This window comes from Reichenbachiella versicolor (assembly GCF_003171675.1).
GTDB lineage: Bacteria > Bacteroidota > Bacteroidia > Cytophagales > Cyclobacteriaceae > Reichenbachiella > Reichenbachiella versicolor.
Genome location: NZ_QFZQ01000001.1, coordinates 558,572 through 576,831, shown reverse-complemented (window position 1 = coordinate 576,831; position 18,260 = coordinate 558,572). Strand labels below are relative to the sequence as shown.

The 18,260-nt window shown below is 38.5% G+C and carries 18 protein-coding genes; 10 read left to right on the top strand and 8 right to left on the bottom strand.

All coding sequences use genetic code 11. From position 1 onward, the window contains the following. Nucleotides 1–111: 111 nt before the first annotated feature. The 3 genes from DKG80_RS02425 to arsB form a co-directional block, all read right to left on the bottom strand. Entirely contained in the window at nucleotides 112–834 is a 723-nt protein-coding gene (locus DKG80_RS02425) for a hypothetical protein (protein ID WP_109829697.1), read from the bottom strand. Nucleotides 835–1,046: 212 nt separating this feature from the next. Further along, a complete protein-coding gene (locus DKG80_RS02420) occupies nucleotides 1,047–1,412 on the bottom strand; it encodes a DUF423 domain-containing protein (RefSeq protein ID WP_109829696.1) in 366 nt (121 codons plus the stop codon). Between the two features lie 126 nt (nucleotides 1,413–1,538). Next, complete coding sequence (gene arsB / locus DKG80_RS02415) at nucleotides 1,539–2,600, bottom strand: ACR3 family arsenite efflux transporter (protein ID WP_109829695.1); 1,062 nt, start codon at nucleotides 2,598–2,600, stop codon at nucleotides 1,539–1,541. A 67-nt stretch (nucleotides 2,601–2,667) separates the two neighbouring features. On the opposite strand from arsB, the gene DKG80_RS02410 reads away from it, so the two are divergent. The 3 genes from DKG80_RS02410 to DKG80_RS02400 all read left to right on the top strand — a co-directional run bounded on the left by DKG80_RS02410 (nucleotide 2,668) and on the right by DKG80_RS02400 (nucleotide 4,157). Beyond that, a complete protein-coding gene (locus tag DKG80_RS02410; RefSeq protein ID WP_109829694.1) occupies nucleotides 2,668–2,997 on the top strand; it encodes an ArsR/SmtB family transcription factor in 330 nt (109 codons plus the stop codon). A 16-nt stretch (nucleotides 2,998–3,013) separates the two neighbouring features. Continuing rightward, on the top strand, nucleotides 3,014–3,487 hold the full coding sequence (locus DKG80_RS02405) for a DUF6428 family protein (protein ID WP_109829693.1): 474 nt from the start codon (nucleotides 3,014–3,016) through the stop codon (nucleotides 3,485–3,487). Nucleotides 3,488–3,551: 64 nt separating this feature from the next. Beyond that, the gene (locus tag DKG80_RS02400) at nucleotides 3,552–4,157 is read left to right on the top strand and encodes a protein-tyrosine-phosphatase (RefSeq protein WP_109829692.1); all 606 of its coding nucleotides are present in this window, start codon (nucleotides 3,552–3,554) and stop codon (nucleotides 4,155–4,157) included. 54 nt (nucleotides 4,158–4,211) lie between these two features. Here the strand turns inward: DKG80_RS02400 and DKG80_RS02395 are convergent, their stop codons facing one another. The 3 genes from DKG80_RS02395 to DKG80_RS02385 all read right to left on the bottom strand — a co-directional run bounded on the left by DKG80_RS02395 (nucleotide 4,212) and on the right by DKG80_RS02385 (nucleotide 6,155). Continuing rightward, on the bottom strand, nucleotides 4,212–4,460 hold the full coding sequence (locus DKG80_RS02395; protein ID WP_109829691.1) for a hypothetical protein: 249 nt from the start codon (nucleotides 4,458–4,460) through the stop codon (nucleotides 4,212–4,214). A 351-nt stretch (nucleotides 4,461–4,811) separates the two neighbouring features. Continuing rightward, nucleotides 4,812–5,642, bottom strand: a complete 831-nt coding sequence (locus DKG80_RS02390) for a toxin-antitoxin system YwqK family antitoxin (protein WP_245906943.1) — start codon at nucleotides 5,640–5,642, stop codon at nucleotides 4,812–4,814. An 87-nt stretch (nucleotides 5,643–5,729) separates the two neighbouring features. Beyond that, nucleotides 5,730–6,155, bottom strand: coding sequence for a hypothetical protein (locus tag DKG80_RS02385; RefSeq protein WP_109829690.1), 426 nt, complete (start codon nucleotides 6,153–6,155; stop codon nucleotides 5,730–5,732). Nucleotides 6,156–6,258: 103 nt separating this feature from the next. Between DKG80_RS02385 and DKG80_RS02380 the strand changes: the two genes are divergently transcribed. The 7 genes from DKG80_RS02380 to DKG80_RS02350 all read left to right on the top strand — a co-directional run bounded on the left by DKG80_RS02380 (nucleotide 6,259) and on the right by DKG80_RS02350 (nucleotide 14,383). Beyond that, the gene (locus DKG80_RS02380; RefSeq protein ID WP_109829689.1) at nucleotides 6,259–6,957 is read left to right on the top strand and encodes an SDR family NAD(P)-dependent oxidoreductase; all 699 of its coding nucleotides are present in this window, start codon (nucleotides 6,259–6,261) and stop codon (nucleotides 6,955–6,957) included. A gap of 3 nt (nucleotides 6,958–6,960) precedes the next feature. After that, nucleotides 6,961–8,058, top strand: a complete 1,098-nt coding sequence (locus DKG80_RS02375; protein ID WP_109829688.1) for an FAD-binding domain-containing protein — start codon at nucleotides 6,961–6,963, stop codon at nucleotides 8,056–8,058. Nucleotides 8,059–8,265: 207 nt separating this feature from the next. After that, complete coding sequence (locus DKG80_RS02370; protein ID WP_109829687.1) at nucleotides 8,266–9,603, top strand: YHYH protein; 1,338 nt, start codon at nucleotides 8,266–8,268, stop codon at nucleotides 9,601–9,603. A 1-nt stretch (nucleotide 9,604) separates the two neighbouring features. Next, a complete protein-coding gene (locus tag DKG80_RS02365; protein ID WP_109829686.1) occupies nucleotides 9,605–10,075 on the top strand; it encodes a hypothetical protein in 471 nt (156 codons plus the stop codon). Between the two features lie 11 nt (nucleotides 10,076–10,086). Continuing rightward, on the top strand, nucleotides 10,087–11,859 hold the full coding sequence (locus tag DKG80_RS02360) for a sulfatase-like hydrolase/transferase (RefSeq protein WP_109829685.1): 1,773 nt from the start codon (nucleotides 10,087–10,089) through the stop codon (nucleotides 11,857–11,859). 209 nt (nucleotides 11,860–12,068) lie between these two features. Continuing rightward, a complete protein-coding gene (locus tag DKG80_RS02355; RefSeq protein ID WP_185140153.1) occupies nucleotides 12,069–12,809 on the top strand; it encodes an EcsC family protein in 741 nt (246 codons plus the stop codon). 590 nt (nucleotides 12,810–13,399) lie between these two features. Then, the gene (locus DKG80_RS02350) at nucleotides 13,400–14,383 is read left to right on the top strand and encodes a BspA family leucine-rich repeat surface protein (protein WP_109829684.1); all 984 of its coding nucleotides are present in this window, start codon (nucleotides 13,400–13,402) and stop codon (nucleotides 14,381–14,383) included. Between the two features lie 76 nt (nucleotides 14,384–14,459). On the opposite strand, the gene DKG80_RS02345 is transcribed toward DKG80_RS02350, so the two are convergent. Next, complete coding sequence (locus DKG80_RS02345) at nucleotides 14,460–15,710, bottom strand: glycosyltransferase (protein WP_109829683.1); 1,251 nt, start codon at nucleotides 15,708–15,710, stop codon at nucleotides 14,460–14,462. A gap of 498 nt (nucleotides 15,711–16,208) precedes the next feature. Further along, nucleotides 16,209–17,690, bottom strand: coding sequence for an ATP-binding protein (locus DKG80_RS02340; RefSeq protein WP_109829682.1), 1,482 nt, complete (start codon nucleotides 17,688–17,690; stop codon nucleotides 16,209–16,211). Between the last annotated feature and the right edge of the window lie 570 nt (nucleotides 17,691–18,260).

The window sequence follows — 18,260 nt, the reverse complement described above, 5'->3', positions numbered from 1 at the left end:
ACATAGACGTGAATCAAAACGTTGGAAAGAATTTCAAAAAAAATTCTTTCGATAAAAAAAATGCGCCCTATTATCTTAATGGGCGCATTTTAAAAATATTGTTTATTTGTTTTATTCCTCTGAAGTTGTAATTACCCCACTTGCATCCCACTGATAAGTACTTGTTGAATACTTCAAATACCCAGAACCGTCAGCGTTTATCTTGAGTTCTATCATATCTGTCCCAAAGTCGTACACAAAAGAAATATCACCTGCAGTGTTTGTACTCCAAGTCATCTTTGCTAGCTGAGTACCATCTAATTCGTAATAGATACACCCATTAAAACCAGTCTTACTTGTCACTGAATTGGTTGTATAAGTAACGGTAGTTGTAGTACCTGATCCGTCATCATAGTCTCCAGTGTAGTCAGACAACCAATAGTAGTTGCTTTCATCCTCTCCGTAAGCAAGTGTATATCCGAACCCTCCATAACTCCAGGTATACTGGCCTGTCAATGGTTCTGAACCTGAAAAACATCCAACCATTGATTTTGAAATAGATATTCCTGCTTTAGCAGCATCCTCAGCTGGGGATAGATTCAACGACTGTGCTGTTACAAATGCTGCCATGGATTCAATCTGTGCGTCAATTAATGCACCATATGTAGGATCACTCAAAACGCTAGTAGGTACATTTTCTTTTAACTCTTCGCTAGAAACAGCGACTTCATCAAAGTCAGAAATAGTTTCTCCTGCTTCTTCGTCATTGGATTCTTCATCTCCACCACAAGAGACCAAAAATGAAATAAATAGAATTGACAGTAAATAGGTAATCTGTGTTAATTGATTTTTCATAATACTAATGGATTTAAATAGATTAAGCTTAAATCTATAACACACAAAGACTTGATTCACTATACTTTACGACAGAACACATGTATTTTTCGATAAATAAATAGCATATTTATACTCTATTCAAAAGCTAAACAGAACAGACTAATCGACGTCTCTCTGAGTCAAGAGATCGTTCAAATCATTACTAAACTTCTATCGATGTAAATAGAGAACTACTTTTTCAAAATTGAATAGATCAAAACTCCCCAACCAATAATAAAAAAAGTACCCCCAATAGGAGTAATAGCTCCTAATATGCTAACATTAGTAATGGAAAGAGCATATAGTGATCCGCTGAATATAAAAACACCTATAATCCAGCAATTCGACACCCAGTTAGCTAATCTGATGGTCTCAAAATGAAACCCTACAATCAAAAGAGAAAGAGTATGCATCATCTGGTAATTCACTGCCGTTTCAAAAACCTCAAGTTTGCCATTCTCAATAAGGATTGACTTCAACCCATGAGCACCAAATGCTCCAATGATTACCGTTAAGGCTCCTAATATTGCTGCTATTGCTAAATACCTTCTATTCATTTCAATCAATTTAGAAGCGCAAATTAGAGCTACCAAGAGAATATTCAACCTTTTCAATTGAAAAAGGCTCACAAACGTGAGCCCTTCAACACAATAACAAGAGAGACCATTAAGCCTCCCTCTATTTTATTGTTCAACCAGTACTTTTTTATCATCGTAGAGTTTTGACTTCAACCAAAAAGCTACACGAACTAATAAAATCAAAGCAGGAACTTCTACCAACGGTCCAATGACTCCTGTAAATGCCTGTCCAGAATTCAGCCCAAATACAGCTATAGCCACCGCTATCGCTAATTCAAAATTATTTCCTGCAGCTGTAAAAGCAATAGCCACGTTTTTGTCATATTCAGCACCTAATGATTTACTAATTACAAAACCAATCAAGAACATCAGAGCAAAATAGATCAACATTGGAATTGCTATAATCATTACATCTTGAGGTATTTGGACAATTAATTCGCCCTTCAACGAAAACATCACAATAATCGTGAACAAAAGAGCAATTAAAGTCATGGGAGAAACTTTAGGTATAAAAACAGTCTTATACCATTCATCACCTTTGACCTTTACTAAAACAAGTCGACTAAGGAGCCCCATCAAAAAAGGAATTCCGAGGTATATAGCTACACTCTCAGCTATAGTAACTATAGAAATATTAATAATTGTTCCCTGAAAACCGAACAAAGGTGGAAGTTTAGTAATGAACAACCATGCATAAAAACTGTATCCAAAAACCTGAAATATACTATTCAGTGCTACTAAGCCAGCACCATACTCGCTACTACCTTCTGCAAGATCATTCCACACCAGTACCATCGCAATACATCTGGCTAATCCAATCAAAATAAGCCCTACCATATACTCTGGATAATCCTTTAAGAAAATTATTGCCAAGACAAACATCAGCACAGGACCTATTACCCAATTCAACAGAAGAGATACCGAAAGAACTTTTACATTCTTAAAAACCTTCGGAAGCAGTGCATAATCCACTTTTGCCAGTGGTGGATACATCATTAGTATCAAACCAATAGCTATTGGTACATTAGTAGTACCACTACTCATCGAATCAATAACTACAGGAAATGACGGAACAAAGTAACCTATACCTACTCCAATTATCATTGCAATGAAGATCCAAAGTGTCAAATATTGATCAATGAATCCTAACCTTTTCTTTGTCGCCATAAATAGACATGCTTATTTTCTATCGCAATATTACATAAAAGAATTTAACGTATCGTAATATTGCAATATGGGAATTACAAAAACATCGGGTTTTGACGATAGAACAAATGATCTAGCCCAAATCTTCAAGGCTATTGGGCACCCAGCTCGTTGGTCAATTCTAGAATATGTAGCTCAAAGTCCTGAATGCATCTGCAATGACTTAGTTGACGAGTTACCTCTTGCACAACCAACGATATCTCAGCATCTAAGTGAACTGAAAAAAGTGGGCTTAATACAAGGTACAATTGAAGGTAAGAACATATGCTATTGTATCAATGAAGCCAAATGGAACGAACTGAAAGAAGCTTTGAACAGTGTGTCTGAGCTTGTAAAAAAACGAAATACTTGTTGTTAACTAAATAATAAGAAAGATGAAATTATCAGAATTAAAAAAGATACTAAAGGAGTTAGACGAAGTTAATTTCTCATTAAGTGATGGTAGTAAAGTGCCTGCTCATTTCCATATAACAGAGGTGGGTGCTATCACAAAAAAATTTATTGATTGTGGCGGAACATTGAGAAATGAGGAAAGGGTAAACTTTCAATTATGGACTAGTAACGATTATGATCATAGATTAAGTGCTCAAAAACTCAGGAACATAATAGAATTATCTGAAGAAAAATTAGGAATCAAAGACAATGTGATTGAAGTTGAATATCAAGGACATACAATAGGTAAATATGATTTGGATTTTGTCGATGGACAATTCATATTGCAAAACCAATTTACTGATTGCCTAGCGAAGGATAACTGCGGTATCCCTCAAGAAAAGCCTCGCGTGCGTATATCAACCAGACCACAAGAAGCAGAATCTTGCTGTGTTCCCGGCTCCGGATGTTGTTGAAAACAGTAAAACTATACTTATAAATAAAGCCAACAGTTAAATGCTAACACAAACTAACTACCAAATGACTACGAAACTTCAAGAGGTAATTGATAGTCTACCTATCAATGAAATCTCTGAAGAAAGGAAAGAAGTACTTCAACCATTGATTGACTACATTCAAGGAAAAGTAAGTCTAGGTGAAGATGTCAATCTAAACTTTATCTGTACTCACAATTCTAGGAGAAGTCAGTTCGCTCAATTGTGGGCACATACAGCATCTCATTACTATGATATACCTGTAAAGAGTATGTCTGGTGGAGTAGAAGTTACTTTTTTTAACGAAAGAGCAGTTGCTTCTATCAAGAGAATGGGATTTAGAGTATTTTTTGCTCGTGAACAAAACCCAATTTATTCGGTTTTTGATGCGGAAGAAGGAAAATCTTTGAAGATGTTTTCTAAACTTTTTGATGATAGGAAGAACGACGCTTCAAAATTTGCAGCTGTCATGACCTGTGACCATGCTGATGAAAACTGTCCTTTTATTCCAGGAACAGAAGCAAGAATTCCTGTAAGATATGAAGACCCTAAAGCTTTCGACGACTTACCAGAAGAGGCTGACAAGTATGATGAAAGGTCTAGGCAAATAGGTGCAGAATTGTTTTATACTTTTAGTAAAATAGTCAGATAAAGCAATAGAATAAAAAAAGACCGAAGTCGACTCCGGTCTTTTTTTATTTAATATTTATGTAACACCCCATCTCAAGTATTTAAGTGCTCGCCTATTAGTTAAAACTGCATGATTACTTGCTAACATAAATTCAGTATCTATATCAGATATAAATGGTTTTTCCGATGCTATATTCATTTCCTCATTGTGTCTATTGTTGATTGAGCCATAAATAATCACTGCTGCAACCACCATAACTGATTTAAAAAGTCTAATAAAACTCTTTAAACCGTTTTGAGTGAAAATATTTTTATCCTTTCTCATAATCCTAGTTTTATATAGAAACAAATACTACCATCCTTTCTTCAAAGGATATAGGAGTATAGCCAGCTTAAAAGCAGTCAATAACACCGTTTTAGAAAGTTCTGATGAAAACTACCCTACTCAATTGGTGGAGTACTTTCTGGGTTCTATAATTTCTTCAACCGACAAATCGAAGAGTTGAATCCAATAGGCTATCGCCTGCTATTAAAATTTGGGGAGTAGAGTAAGTTCTTAAGGGTTCGTTAAACTTCAACGCAAAACTCACTCATTAGGATGCATGATTAGGAGGACTTTTACTTTTAGTAATATTCAAAAGCAATTAACAATAATGCTTTCCTATAGATTTCAAGCTTATTTCTTTTTTACCTCATAAATAAGCTTACCTCTTTCATCCCATTCTCTAATGACGAATGGTTTAAATTCATCATCGAAAGGATCTTTTGGGTAAACTATTTCTCTTTTACGGCGATTTTTGATATCGTAGAATTCTCGCCAAGTACCTACTTTATTATCAAACTTATATTCTCCATATGCAGCCATATTCCCACTAGGGTGAAATGCAAAGTAATATCCCTCCTTCTCTCCAAAGTGCACTGGTATAGCTTCTTTGATCTTCTTTTCCTCTTTATTATGATAAGCGATCATAGATTCCTTTGGCCAGCCTTTGTAATACTTTTCTTTTTCTTGAAGAATATCATATTTGTTCCATCGCATCCATCGACCATGCTTCACACCATAATAGAATATACCCTCTTCTATGACTTGGTCATCCAGCAGTTTTTTATAGGGACCATGTAGAATACCCGCATTCTTTGTATCTATCTTTCTTGATTTTACGACCTTACGTTTTCTATAGTCAAACCAGTATACGTCTCTGACATATGGTACTGGCTCTTTATAGGTCTTGAGCATATAGAATTGTTCCCAAACTACCTTATTACCAGAGCCAGATCTTGTCCAGCCTTTTCTGGTCTTTTCACCATAAAATACCTTCTTTTTGACCTTCTTCTTTTTTATCTCAATTGGCTTTTCTTCTTCTCCATCGAGATCGACAGTCAAAGGAACTTCATATTGAGTAGTCAAAATATCTTCTTCCTCAGTCTTTTTTTCTTCTTGAGCAAAAGTTTGTTGGTATGTCAATAAAGCACTGACTGCTAATACGTATCGAAAATTGTATTTCATAATTCGGGTATTCAAAAATAATGGACTAACCGATAACGTAAAATTCACAGGCTCATTTTATTGCGTACTGTAGAGATAGTTGGGCGTTTAATATGTCACAGAATCACCAACCACCCCGTTTCTGATATCGAATAGCTTAGTTAAAAATTTAGTGTTAATGACCTGATTATGGGCTGGTTTGAGCATTACTTTCCACTGTCCTCCGTACACATTCAAATACTCTCCATTGCGATAAACAGATAACTGATAATAAGGAATCATGAGTATATATACATCTATCCTAGACCTAAACCAGAGTGCTATACCTTTGGGTCTAAGTTCTATATTGGTAAAAATCTCCCCATTTTGATGAAGATAAAGATTCGTAATTTCAGGATTGGCAGAACGAACTACTAACTTCTGAGAGCCTATCCCCTTCATTTTAAACCTACGTAAGAGACCAAATGGCTTTCCTATCGTTTCTTCTATGATTTTCTCTTTTTGTTTTGAATAATATGAAACTTGCAGTAGCATATGTCGTTTTGTTCATTAACTCTTCTGCACTAACGCAAATCTTTAATCAGCGATCAATTCCTTTACATCTTATGAGCTATTTGTAAACATTAGACAATAGCACATGAATAATTACATCATCATAGGTGGTTCCTCAGGAATAGGTCTCGGACTGACAAAATCTCTATTAGCTCAAAACAATAAGGTCTTCGCTTCATACAATCAACATCCAATTGAAGTAGATGACGCTAATTTGATCACGTTTAAATTGGACGTGCTAAATGATAATTATCAATTTCCAGATCTTCCAGATACTATAGATGGTATAGTCTATTGCCCTGGCTCTATAGATCTAAAACCTTTTCAACGGATTTCACCATTAAACATGGTAAAAGACTATGAGCTGAATGTGGTAAGTGCCGTAAAAATCATCCAAGCTATGATAACCAGACTAAAAAAATCCAAGGAAGCATCTATAGTATTGTATTCGACAGTCGCAGTACAGTCAGGATTTAATTTTCACAGTCAAGTAAGCGCTTCCAAGGGAGCCATTGAAGGCTTAACACGTGCATTAGCAGCTGAACTTAGCCCTACCATTAGAATAAATGCAATAGCTCCTTCATTAACCAATACACCTTTAGCAAGTGGATTATTATCATCAGAAGACAAAATCAAAGCAAATGACGCTAGACATCCTATGAAACGAATCGGCAAAATAGATGACATCGTAGAAGCGTCTCTGTTTTTACTTTCCAATAAATCCTCATGGATTACAGGGCAAATCATTCCTGTAGACGGAGGTATGTCAGTGGTAAAAGGTTAATAGATGACATTCACTACTGACTATCAAAAGATAATTAACCTATTAGAAGCATACGACCCTTCTAGGTACACTGCTTCGCGTAACTACATAGACGGCACAGTGTCTCGTCTTTCACCTTATATCTCTCGAGGAGTGATTTCCACTAGAGATGTAATGAAGAGCTTAGTGATTAAAGGAGTCGACCTGCGTAGAATAGAGAAATTTATTCAAGAATTAGCATGGAGAGACTACTGGCAGCGGGTGTGGCAGGTAAAAGATGTAAATCTAGATATCAAACACCCGCAGCCTCACTTCCTTCACACCGACATACCTAATGCTATAACTGATACTAACACTGGAATTGAAGCACTAGATAAGGGTATCAATGAGCTGAATAATATAGGCTACATCCATAACCATATGAGGATGTATCTTGCCATGCTAATTTGTAACATCGGTAAGAGTCATTGGATGACACCAGCAAGATGGATGTATTATGATTTATTAGATGCAGACTGGGCTAGTAACGCACTGAGCTGGCAATGGGTAGCTGGAGCTAATAGTAACAAACTATACATAGCTAATCAAGAGAACATCAACAAATACACCCACTCAGACCAAACCAAAACCTATTTAGATACTAGCTATGAGGAACTGATGGGAATTAATGTTCCTAAGGAATTGAAAGAGATATCAACTCTGTCTTTAACCACCTCTTTACCAAAAACGGGTCTAGTTACAATCAACCCTGATCAGCCAGTGTTGATTTATAACTTCTACAATCTAGATCCGAAATGGCATCAGGGTTTAGATGCAAATAGAATCCTTTTGCTAGAACCCAGCGTATTTGAAAAATACCCAGTATCGGATCGCAGTATTCAATTTACGCTCGATTTAGCGGACAACATACCAAACATTCAAATCTTTACAGGAGAGTTCAATGATTTGAAAAGAATGCTAAAGCCCAATCAAGAAATTAGATTCAAGGAACACCCTCTCAATCAGTATGAAGGAATAGAAGAACCTAGAGATTGGATGACTTCAGTGTCAGGGTATTTTCCTTCCTTCTTTTCATTTTGGAAGAAAGCTAAGAGAGAATTGTTTGGGAAAGCTAATGTTTAAGCCAATTAACTTTTTATATAAGCTTTTCGAGGGATAGCAAAACACATTAGCGTCTTAAGTATGAATTAAGATAGTAGGAGTAAGAAAGTTTAAAACTGTAACAAAGAAGCTCTCCACTCCAAGGATCTGGGAAATAAATCCAATGGGCAATTGCCCTATGATTAAACCTTTTTCTTCAAATACTGTCAAAGTATAAAAGACTCAATCATGAAAAAAAGTACCCAATGGCTTATAGCCATAGTCATAGTGACTATTACTCTCTTTTCTTGCGACGAGAATGCTGACGGAAGTTCTAATAACGATTCAGATGATGATTCTTCATCATTTTCGGCAGTAGCTTCTATATCCGTATCACCTAGTTCAGTATCTGAAGGTGACGAAAGTGTAGATTTCACAATAGCGCTAGATAAAACGAATACTACTTCAGCTAATATTTCTATAGCCCTGAATATATCAGGATCGGCTACTGCCTCTTCTGACTATACACAAGTAGCTGAGTCTGTTTCTATAGCAGACGGGGAAAGTTCTGCAAAACTTAGTTTTGCGCTGATAGATGATGATGAGGAAGAAGACGATGAAACGATCGTGGTTTCTATAAGTTCAGAGCAACCTGACGGGATTTCGGTCTCGACTGCTGTAGCCACTGTATCTATCTCTGATGATGATGGTACCGAAACCATAGCAGACTGTCCAAACGACAACAGTATCAGTAGATCAGATATCGGCTGTCCAAACGCTGCATTGGGCACTAGCTCTTACTCTGAGAGTATAACTGATGATTTCAGAATTATAGACGCCAATTCTGTACCCAACCACGATTATGGAGATGCCCGAAATCAATTTGAAGCTATGTCTAGGACATATACGCTAGATGCGACTCCAACTAAAGCTGCCCAAACTACAAGCATACTCAGCGCTACCAATAGACCACAATACTGGTTTGGGATAGCACTAAATGGAGTAATATATGCACCAGCACCTGCTACACCTTTTATCTTTGAAAACACTGAAACAGGAGAGTACAACTGGGATTGGGTATTTGAACCTACTTTGAACAGAGGCTCTGAAAACGGACAAGTACAATTAGACTGCTCAGGCGCACATATTGGCCCTCAAGGCTACCATTATCATGGAAATATGTTCGAGTATGTTGAAACTATACAAACTGGACTTAGTACAGGTACCGTACCAACTTCTCCCGTTCAAGTAGGATGGGCAGCAGATGGGTTTCCAATTCTATACCTATACGGTCCTGACGAAGATGGAAACTTGAAGAAAATGACACCAAGTTATCAATTGAAGAGTGGCAATCGATCTGGTGATGGCGTGTCGGCTCCTTGCGGCGAGTACAACGGCAAATACACTAATGACTTTGAATACGTAGCAGAAACTGGAGACTTAGACGAATGTAATGGTATAGAAAGAAGCATTACTTTAAGTACATCGTCAGGATCTGAGACCTTTAGTTACTTCTATGTCATCACAGAAAACTTCCCTGAGATCCCTAGGTGCTTTGTAGGTACACCAGCAGAATCATTCAGGTAAAATGAGATTCCTTCTTTGTGCCATATTAATTTGTCTTGCAGAGATAACTTACGGTCATAATGCTCAAATCGCAGTATTTGATTTTTTCAGTAGTGAGCATCGGTTAGAATTTCAAGCATATCTGGAGGTAGAAGATTTGGCCATTCTATGGCCAAACTTTGATCAGCTAAGTAAAAGTCAACAAGAGGACTTAGTCACAAACTACATACAAACGAATACTAAGTACTATATCAATCATGAACTACAAGAACTATGCGATATCTCTCTGAGACAAAACAACGGTCACTTGCAGATAACAGGAGTAATCTTTTTTCCTCCAAGAGACATTCTTGAGATGACTTTCAAAAACACTTGCTTGATATCAGAAATTTCAGATCATCTGAACATTGTCAATTTTGACATAAAGGATAAAGAAAGAAGCTTCAAAATGGATAGAGACAGAACGTCGATATCAATAGCTTTCACCCAATAACTAAAAAAACCATGATCAGGATCATTGCAACCCTATTTGCTTTCAATATCTATGGAAATCTATTCGCTCAAGTTTCTCCTAACATCATACTTATCATAGCCGACGACCAAGGCTGGAATGGAACTTCAGTACAGATGGATCCCGACGACACAGAGTCAAAAAGTGACTATTATGAAACACCCAATTTAGAACTATTGGCAGCAGCGGGTATGCGATTCTCAAGAGCCTACTCCCCTTCTCCCAAATGCTCTCCAAGTAGAATGAGTATCCTGACAGCTAAGTCTACGGCAAGGACAGGCTTCACAGAAACCAATCCCGAAATTACCACTGATGAGTTTTTGACCACTCCGGCAAGTATCACCTCTATCACCCAATCTGAAACTACCTTACCTGAATATCTAAAATCTCTTACAGGACTCAATTACACTACCGCTCACTTTGGCAAGTGGCACCTAAGTGGTGGAGGTCCCAGCTTACATGGTTTTCATGAAAGTGATGGTAATACAGATAATAATGATGGAGATAGTGGTACTTCCGTCAATGACGACCCTAAAAAAATCTTTACCATTACTCAAAGTGGAATTGACTTCATGGACGACGCTATACTGAACAACCAACCTTTTTACCTACAGCTTTCACACTATGCCGTTCATACAGACATCGAATCCACTCAGAGTTCACTGGATAAATATAACGCCAAGTCTACAGGGACCCGTCACGACAATGTCAGCTACGCAGCAATGACCGAAGACTTAGATGAATCACTTGGACGCATTCTGGACTATGTAGATGAAAAAGATATCGATGACAATACTTATATCATCTACACTTCAGACAATGGTGGTCAAACCAGTCAGTCCTCCAATGAACCGCTTAAACTAGGTAAGACAATGATTTTCGAAGGAGGAATTCGTGTCCCGTTCGTCGTCTCAGGACCCGGAATATCAGCTAACACGCACTCTACTGAACCTATCATAGGGTATGATCTATTTCCAACGATAGTCGACTTGATCGGCTCTGATCTAGATGGTCTTCCTAGCAACATCGATGGCATCAGTTTCAAAAACATTCTAAAAGGCAATGCCTCTACCCTAGCCAGAGAAAATGGTCTCATATTTCATTCCCCCCACTACGCTACCAATCCCAACAAGGAACCTCGATCCGCTATCATCAAAGGAGAAAACAAACTTATCGTAGAGTATGAAACAGGAACTCGATACTTGTATGATCTATCAGAAGACCTCAGTGAAGCAACCAATCTCTATAGTGAATCAAGTGATCAGTCTGCCGAAATAGTCATCGAACTAAGAGACTATCTGATGTCAGTCGATGCTAAACTTCCATCTATTACTTCTGACAAATCTGACTCTGACGGAGATGGTATACCAGATGATTGGGAAATAGAAAACTTGCTAGGTGCATTGTACTCCGATACTGACGATACGGATAGCGATGGTTTTTCTAACCTAGATGAATATCAAAATGACACCGACCCACTGTCTGTCGATGAACAAACAGATGATGAACTTGAGCTTTCTATTAACTCTACTTCATCATTGCCTACTCTCTATCCAAACCCATGCAGAGGTGTCATCAACATACGTAACCCTCAAAACGAATCCTTTCAAATATCACTCTATTCTCTAGACGGGCGATTAGTATTTCACAAGTCTGATACTAGTTCCAAAGTCTATCTACCATCTGGGATCAAAGGAGTATATTTCTATGAAATCCAATTTCCCAAAAAGTCGGATACTCAAAGAGGCAAACTGTCTATTTTATGAAGAATGACTGTGTAAGCGACAGTACATTTCATAGCAACAGAATCAAATATGGCAAATGAGCTGTAGGCCGTAGAAAAAGGTTTAACCCGCCTTATAATTACAACTTAACGTAATAATTCCTTCCTTATGAACACTAATAAGGTCATTACATATTTCTTTCTACCTTAGCCTTATATCCTAACTCGGCAATATGCCGTTGATCATTGAATATGGAAAAAATACTATCTGACTTAGCAGCTATCGAACTGGAAGATTGGCAATATGCCATGCAGCGCAAACCCAACCTCTCTAGCTCAGCAATTAGCAATATGCAGAAGCGCATCAATAGAATCATACCTGAAAAAGTCCACCAAGTCATCACCTCTGCCATCAAAGAACTGACCAAAGGTGTATTGTTCGGAGCCAACTTCACGACTAGATTACCTGATGATCTAGTGACAGTAGAGCAACGCGAAAAGAGAGCCTTGGAACGAATCAACTTCTACTGCTCCTCTGCGGCAGCCGAAGGAGCGATTACTGGGTTCGGAGGATTTATCAGTGGATTAGCAGACTTCCCTCTTTGGCTAAGCCTTAAGATGAAAATGATGTTTGAAATCGCGGCGACCTACGGCTTCGATACCAATAACTACAAGGAGAGACTATTCATTCTCTATGTATTTCAATTAGCATTCTCTAGCCAATCACAGCGCAACGAAGTATACAAAATCGTAGCCGACTGGGATCAAGTGAAATCTACGCTACCTAGCGATATCAACGAGTTCGACTGGCGTACATTTCAGTTAGAATACAGAGATCACATTGATTTGGCTAAGTTACTACAACTCATCCCTGGCATCGGTGCCATGGTAGGTGCGCTAGTCAACCATCGCCTCACACATCGACTTGGAAAAATGGCTATCAACGCCTACCGTATGAGAATGCTGAATAGTATCATTAGAATAGAAGAATAAAGCCCCCTCTAAAAGTCAACGATAAGAAGTAGAAAAACATTCTTCAACCAGAGCCCAAACGAAAGGTCTTCTAAGTCCTTAGTGAGATGTTTCGCTGTGCTCAACATGACTTCGTTTTTGTATAAATAAAGACAGTAAGAATTTCGTCATTACGAACGGAGTGAAGTAATCTACTCAGGGAAAACTCTACACTAATCGAGCAAATTGCCGCGCTGTGCCCGCAATGAACGGTCATTTTACTTTTTATGTTTTTTAAGCAATGGACTCGGGTTGCTTCTTCCCTTTTAAAAGCAAAGCCTTTCACAGCCAAAAAAGTAATGGTCATCCCAGAAGTTTTCTCAGGATAGAAGACAGGGATCTGGCAAATACTGTTCTTAGTTCACTTTGAATTAGTGAGATGTTTCGCCCTGCTCTGCACGGCTGCTTTTTCTCCAAATTATTTAACCAATGAAAGAAACATACAATTTTAAAACAATCCGAAATTGTAACTTCGACCAGTTTTTTTCTAAATCAAAGGCTTAAATCTCTTAATCAATATAAGCACGGTCTGGATTAGGTATACCGCGTGCTAGTTAAATTATAATCAGTTTATGTTTATTAAAAATCTAAAATTGCTAGCCTTATCAGTCATCATAACTGCAATAGGGATATCAGCCTGTGATGAGAACGAAGCTGAACTCCAAGCAATAGATGAATATGATCCATTTATCACTAGATGGGAGATTACTAAAGCATCTGAATCGATTACCATCCCTACTAACTCTGACTATAGCTATGACTATAGCGTAGACTGGGGAGATGGAAGTGATATAGAAACTCATACAGGAAATGTATCACACACCTATGCACAATCAGGAATCTATACCGTAAAGATTGCTGGTCAATTCCCTGCTATTTATTTCGGTAACGGAGACCCAAAGCTGTCTATATCAAGGCTGTCTATTTTAGATGTAATCAGTTGGGGAGGAATAGAATGGAAGACAATGGAACACGCTTTTCAGGATTGTTCCAACCTGAAAGTAACGGCAATAGACGCACCAGACTTGAGTGAAGTCAGAGATATGAGCGGTATGTTTGCCTACGCTTCATCATTCAATCAAGACTTAAGTCACTGGGATGTTTCGAAGGTCGAGGATATGAGCGATATGTTTGCTTACGCTTCCTCATTCGATCAAGACTTAAGTGACTGGGATGTATCGAAGGTAACAAATATGGCAGGAATGTTTGAGGGGGCTATTTCATTTAATCAGCCGCTGAACTGGGATGTGTCTAGTGTTGCATATATGGATGGTATGTTTTCTGTAGCCACTTCCTTTAATCAACCCTTGGATTGGGATGTCTCTAGTGTCACAAGTATGACTTATATGTTTTACATTACCTTTTCATTCAATCAACCCTTAAATTGGGATGTGTCTAGTGTTACTGATATGAAGAGTATGTTTAGAAAAGCCAGTTCTTTTGATCAAGATTTGAGTGGCTGGAATACTGAAAATGTAACCAACTGTACGTCCTTTTCTTACAAATCCGCGTTAGAAGAATCACACTTACCTAATAAAGGGTGTTTTGCTCCATGATTGGAGCTGCTTTAATGATCTTAATTACTCCCACTTCATTTAAAAACAAGACTTCTAGAGTCTAAAAAGATAAACGTCACCCCTCTAAAACTTCAATCAATTCATCCTCAAAATTCTCCTGTTTCATCAGGTCGGCTGCTAACTGTACATTATGAAAATAAGTCTCGTTATTGTAGAGATCAAGAATGAGTGGTTCGATGTTTTGGACAGTGAATTGACCAACATCTACACCTTTTGGCCCTAGCCCCTTCTCTGAAATAATCTTGTTCCACAAGAACTGATCTATGATATGTGGAATGATCAACGATGGACAGCCGTACTTGATGGCAGAATGGGTAGTCCCTGATCCGCCATGATGTACCATAGCATATACTTTTGGCAGTACCCAGTCATATGGAACACTCTCTACAAAACAAATCAACTCGCGATTGTACTCTTCTACTTCTACCAACCCTCCTTCACTCATATTGACTATGGCAGGTATTTGATGTTTTTCCAACACCTCTAGTAGTACCTTGGTCTTTTGTACAGGTTCTAGGTTGGTCATACTTCCAAACGTTACTAAAAGTGGCTTTTCATGTCTGGCTAAAAACTCTTCGAGTTCTGGCAAAGGAGCCCAATTCATCGTCTTGTCTCGCTCATGATAACCTAGTACATGCATATTCTCTTCCCAATAGACGGGTCTAGCGAACAACTGTGGTGATATGGTATAAACAACAGTATGTCGATGGTAGGCATTTTTGATCTGCTGGCGAGTGATTCCTGACTCGCCAAGCCTCTTCAGAGAACTCTTTATAGTCGCTATGATCCCCCAGTCGGGTAGCTTATAGGTCAACTTATTGAAAAACTCTCCATAGTCACTATTGAATGCCAAATGCGTTTTTCCCTTGACGTAATGTAGATATGGCACTGGAGTTACCATCACCGTCTTCCCAGGGTTCTTTACCTCCCATATCACACTATATAGCGCTTTGGCATGAAATACTACCTTATCAGGCTCCTCCTCCTCCATAGCCTCTTTCTGATACTGAAGTAACGCTCGATTGACGTCTCTATTCTTGATAGCCAAGCGCAAAATAGCCACTACCTTCTTCCATTTACTGACACCACCCGAGCCCATAGCGATCTTGCCATCACGACTATGTAGCATATTGAGAAAATCTTCTCCCATCGTCTGAAATCTCAGCCCTGAACTCTCCGCTAATGATCTAAACTGCTCAGGCATCAAACACACTACATCGTGACCTTTGTTCTGAAGCATTTCTGCTAATGCCAAAAACGGTTCCATATCGCCTCGTGTGCCTACAGCGGTCAATAAAAATTTCATGTGCTTATTACTATGGTTGATTTAAATATAAAGGTTAATGTAGAGGTGATTTTTCAGAAAGGTATGTAAAACTGCTTTGAGAAACGAGTCAGCCTATGGTTTGAATGATTTTCGATCGTCTTTTAGCCCCCTTTTCAAAGTGGGAATGTGCTCAGATGACGGTCATTTTAATTTAGAAACCAAATCTACCACAACATAAAAAGGTAGCCGTCACCCTGAGTCTAAACGAAAGAGATTCTAAGTCCTTAGTGAGATGTTTCGCCTTGCTCAACATTACTGCGTTTTTTTATAATAAAGACGTAAGAATTTCGTCATTCCGAACATAGTGAAGCAATCTGTTCAGGTCATGCAGCAGTTCAGTGAACGGATTGCCGCATAGCCTCTCGATTTTCTATCGACAGTCTATTAGCAATGACGCTGTTATTTGTTATTTCAACTATTAGCCGTCTTGCACAACTTCATGAGTACTGGTAGTCTTCTTTCTTACCAAAGAGGGGATCATTCTTTGAATAACTTACCTATCGGCAACCCTACTCTGATTATTGTGCCCTCTCCATCTTCGCTCGAAATGCACAAAGAACCGTGTAGCTGCTTGATCGTTTCCTCCACGATATAGAGACCAAGCCCTGCTCCTTGTGATAATGAAGTCCCTCGGTAAAACATCTCCCTAATACGATCCAGATCTCTATCTGAAATACCAATACCATTGTCTTTAAAAACTATACACAGTATCGAATCTGACAGACTTATATGAAGGTCTAGGGTAGAGTTATCTTTATGCTTGTCAGCAAAATTATAGGCATTAGACAATAAACAGTTCAAGATGATTTTCATCCTAATACGATCCTGATGCACCATCGATACTTCAAAGCTTGTAGCAATAGACAGCCTCTCGAAGTGAGCATGATAGCTGTAGGCTGCTATTAACTCTTTGACCATTTCAGGAAGGTTGACCTCCTCAAAGATGACTTTATTGTTCATGTTTCGAGCATAATCCATGATCGACTTAATCACACGATCCATAGAGTTGACCCTATCCATGATTAGATGAGAATACTCCTTGACTTTTTCGATATCATATTCTGACTCGATCAGGTTGGTCAGCGCCATAATCGTCGTCAATGGAGACCTCAAATCGTGCGATATCCGATACGAAAACGCATTCAGTTCTCTATTTTTCCTTATTAGTTCCTCCTCATACTTTTTGCGATCTGAGATATCTCTTGCCGAGCTGATAATCAAAGCTACATTGCCCTCTTCATCAAATAGCGGATGGCTATGCACAGAAGCCCATTTCTTCCCCCCACCTTTGGTCAACAATAGTACGTCCATCACTGGAGGTGGGCCATCTACTGTTCCTTCAGCACTGCGCTGGTGGTCTTTTTCTAAAAGCTCTAAGAAATCTGGATGAAAAAACTCGTACGGCGTCTTACCTTCTAGCTCTGTAGGTAGATACCCTACCAAAGAAGTGACGGAAGGTGACACATATAGATATCTAGCATCATCAGGATGATGTAAGCACACCACGTCTGATATATGGTCGGTGATCAGCTGAACCTTATCAATATTAGAGGTCAAATGCCTAGAAAAGTCAGTAATATCATCGGTCGATTCCATGAGTTGCTCAGCCACCTGTGTCACTGAAGCCTTTTCTTCTTCAAACACTTGCCCAAATCCAATATGTGAATCAATCTCTTCTATATACTGAAATCGCCACTTAGAATGCCTCGGTGACTGACCTTGCTCTATTGTCAAAAACAACTCTATGGCCTCCTCTCTATCAGCTTCCAAGTTAGTCTGCAAACTTTCACGCTCTGTATCCCTAAACATTTCTAGCAAGTCATCTGTGGAAGGAAAGGACTTTTGAAAAGCTTCATTGGAAAATAAAACTTTGAAATCAGCATTGAATATAACCGCTGGCTGTGGTGAGATCAGAATAGTCTTCTTAGCGATATCAAACCGAGCTTCTACTGCATTCATCCTAATACATTTACTGTATAAATATAAGAATTAATTAACAGGTGGCTCATTACCAGAGCTTTCGATGTGGCACGGAGGTCATTGATCTACTCTACAGACCTCCTTTTTCGAGAGCGAAATTAAATAAAATTCTATAATGGAGAAATATATCTCCATTGCATCACTATACTTAGTGAAAAAATCTCCACTCCTACTGGCAGATGGTATCCTTTTAATTTCCATTAATCCCTATCCGACTTAACCTTAACTGAAACCTGATATTAAATCCTCCTACTTAGCAAAAGGGCATAGATCACTCCTCCCAAGCTTGCCCTATTCAAATAAATGACTAATTTGCAGGCAGCATTTGAGGGAATTCATTCTGAACCTACTAAACCAGCATTGAATTCATGATAGAATACTCCCTCGTCCTACAGGACGAAACATATCTAAAACACCTAACTCTGATGAACATACCTTCAGTTTCCGAATATTTCTTTACACCATCACAATCGAGCCCTATCGGGTATATCCGATGCATTGATGTAGAGGACAACGACTTTTCGGATGAACCCGAAACCTTCCTGCAGC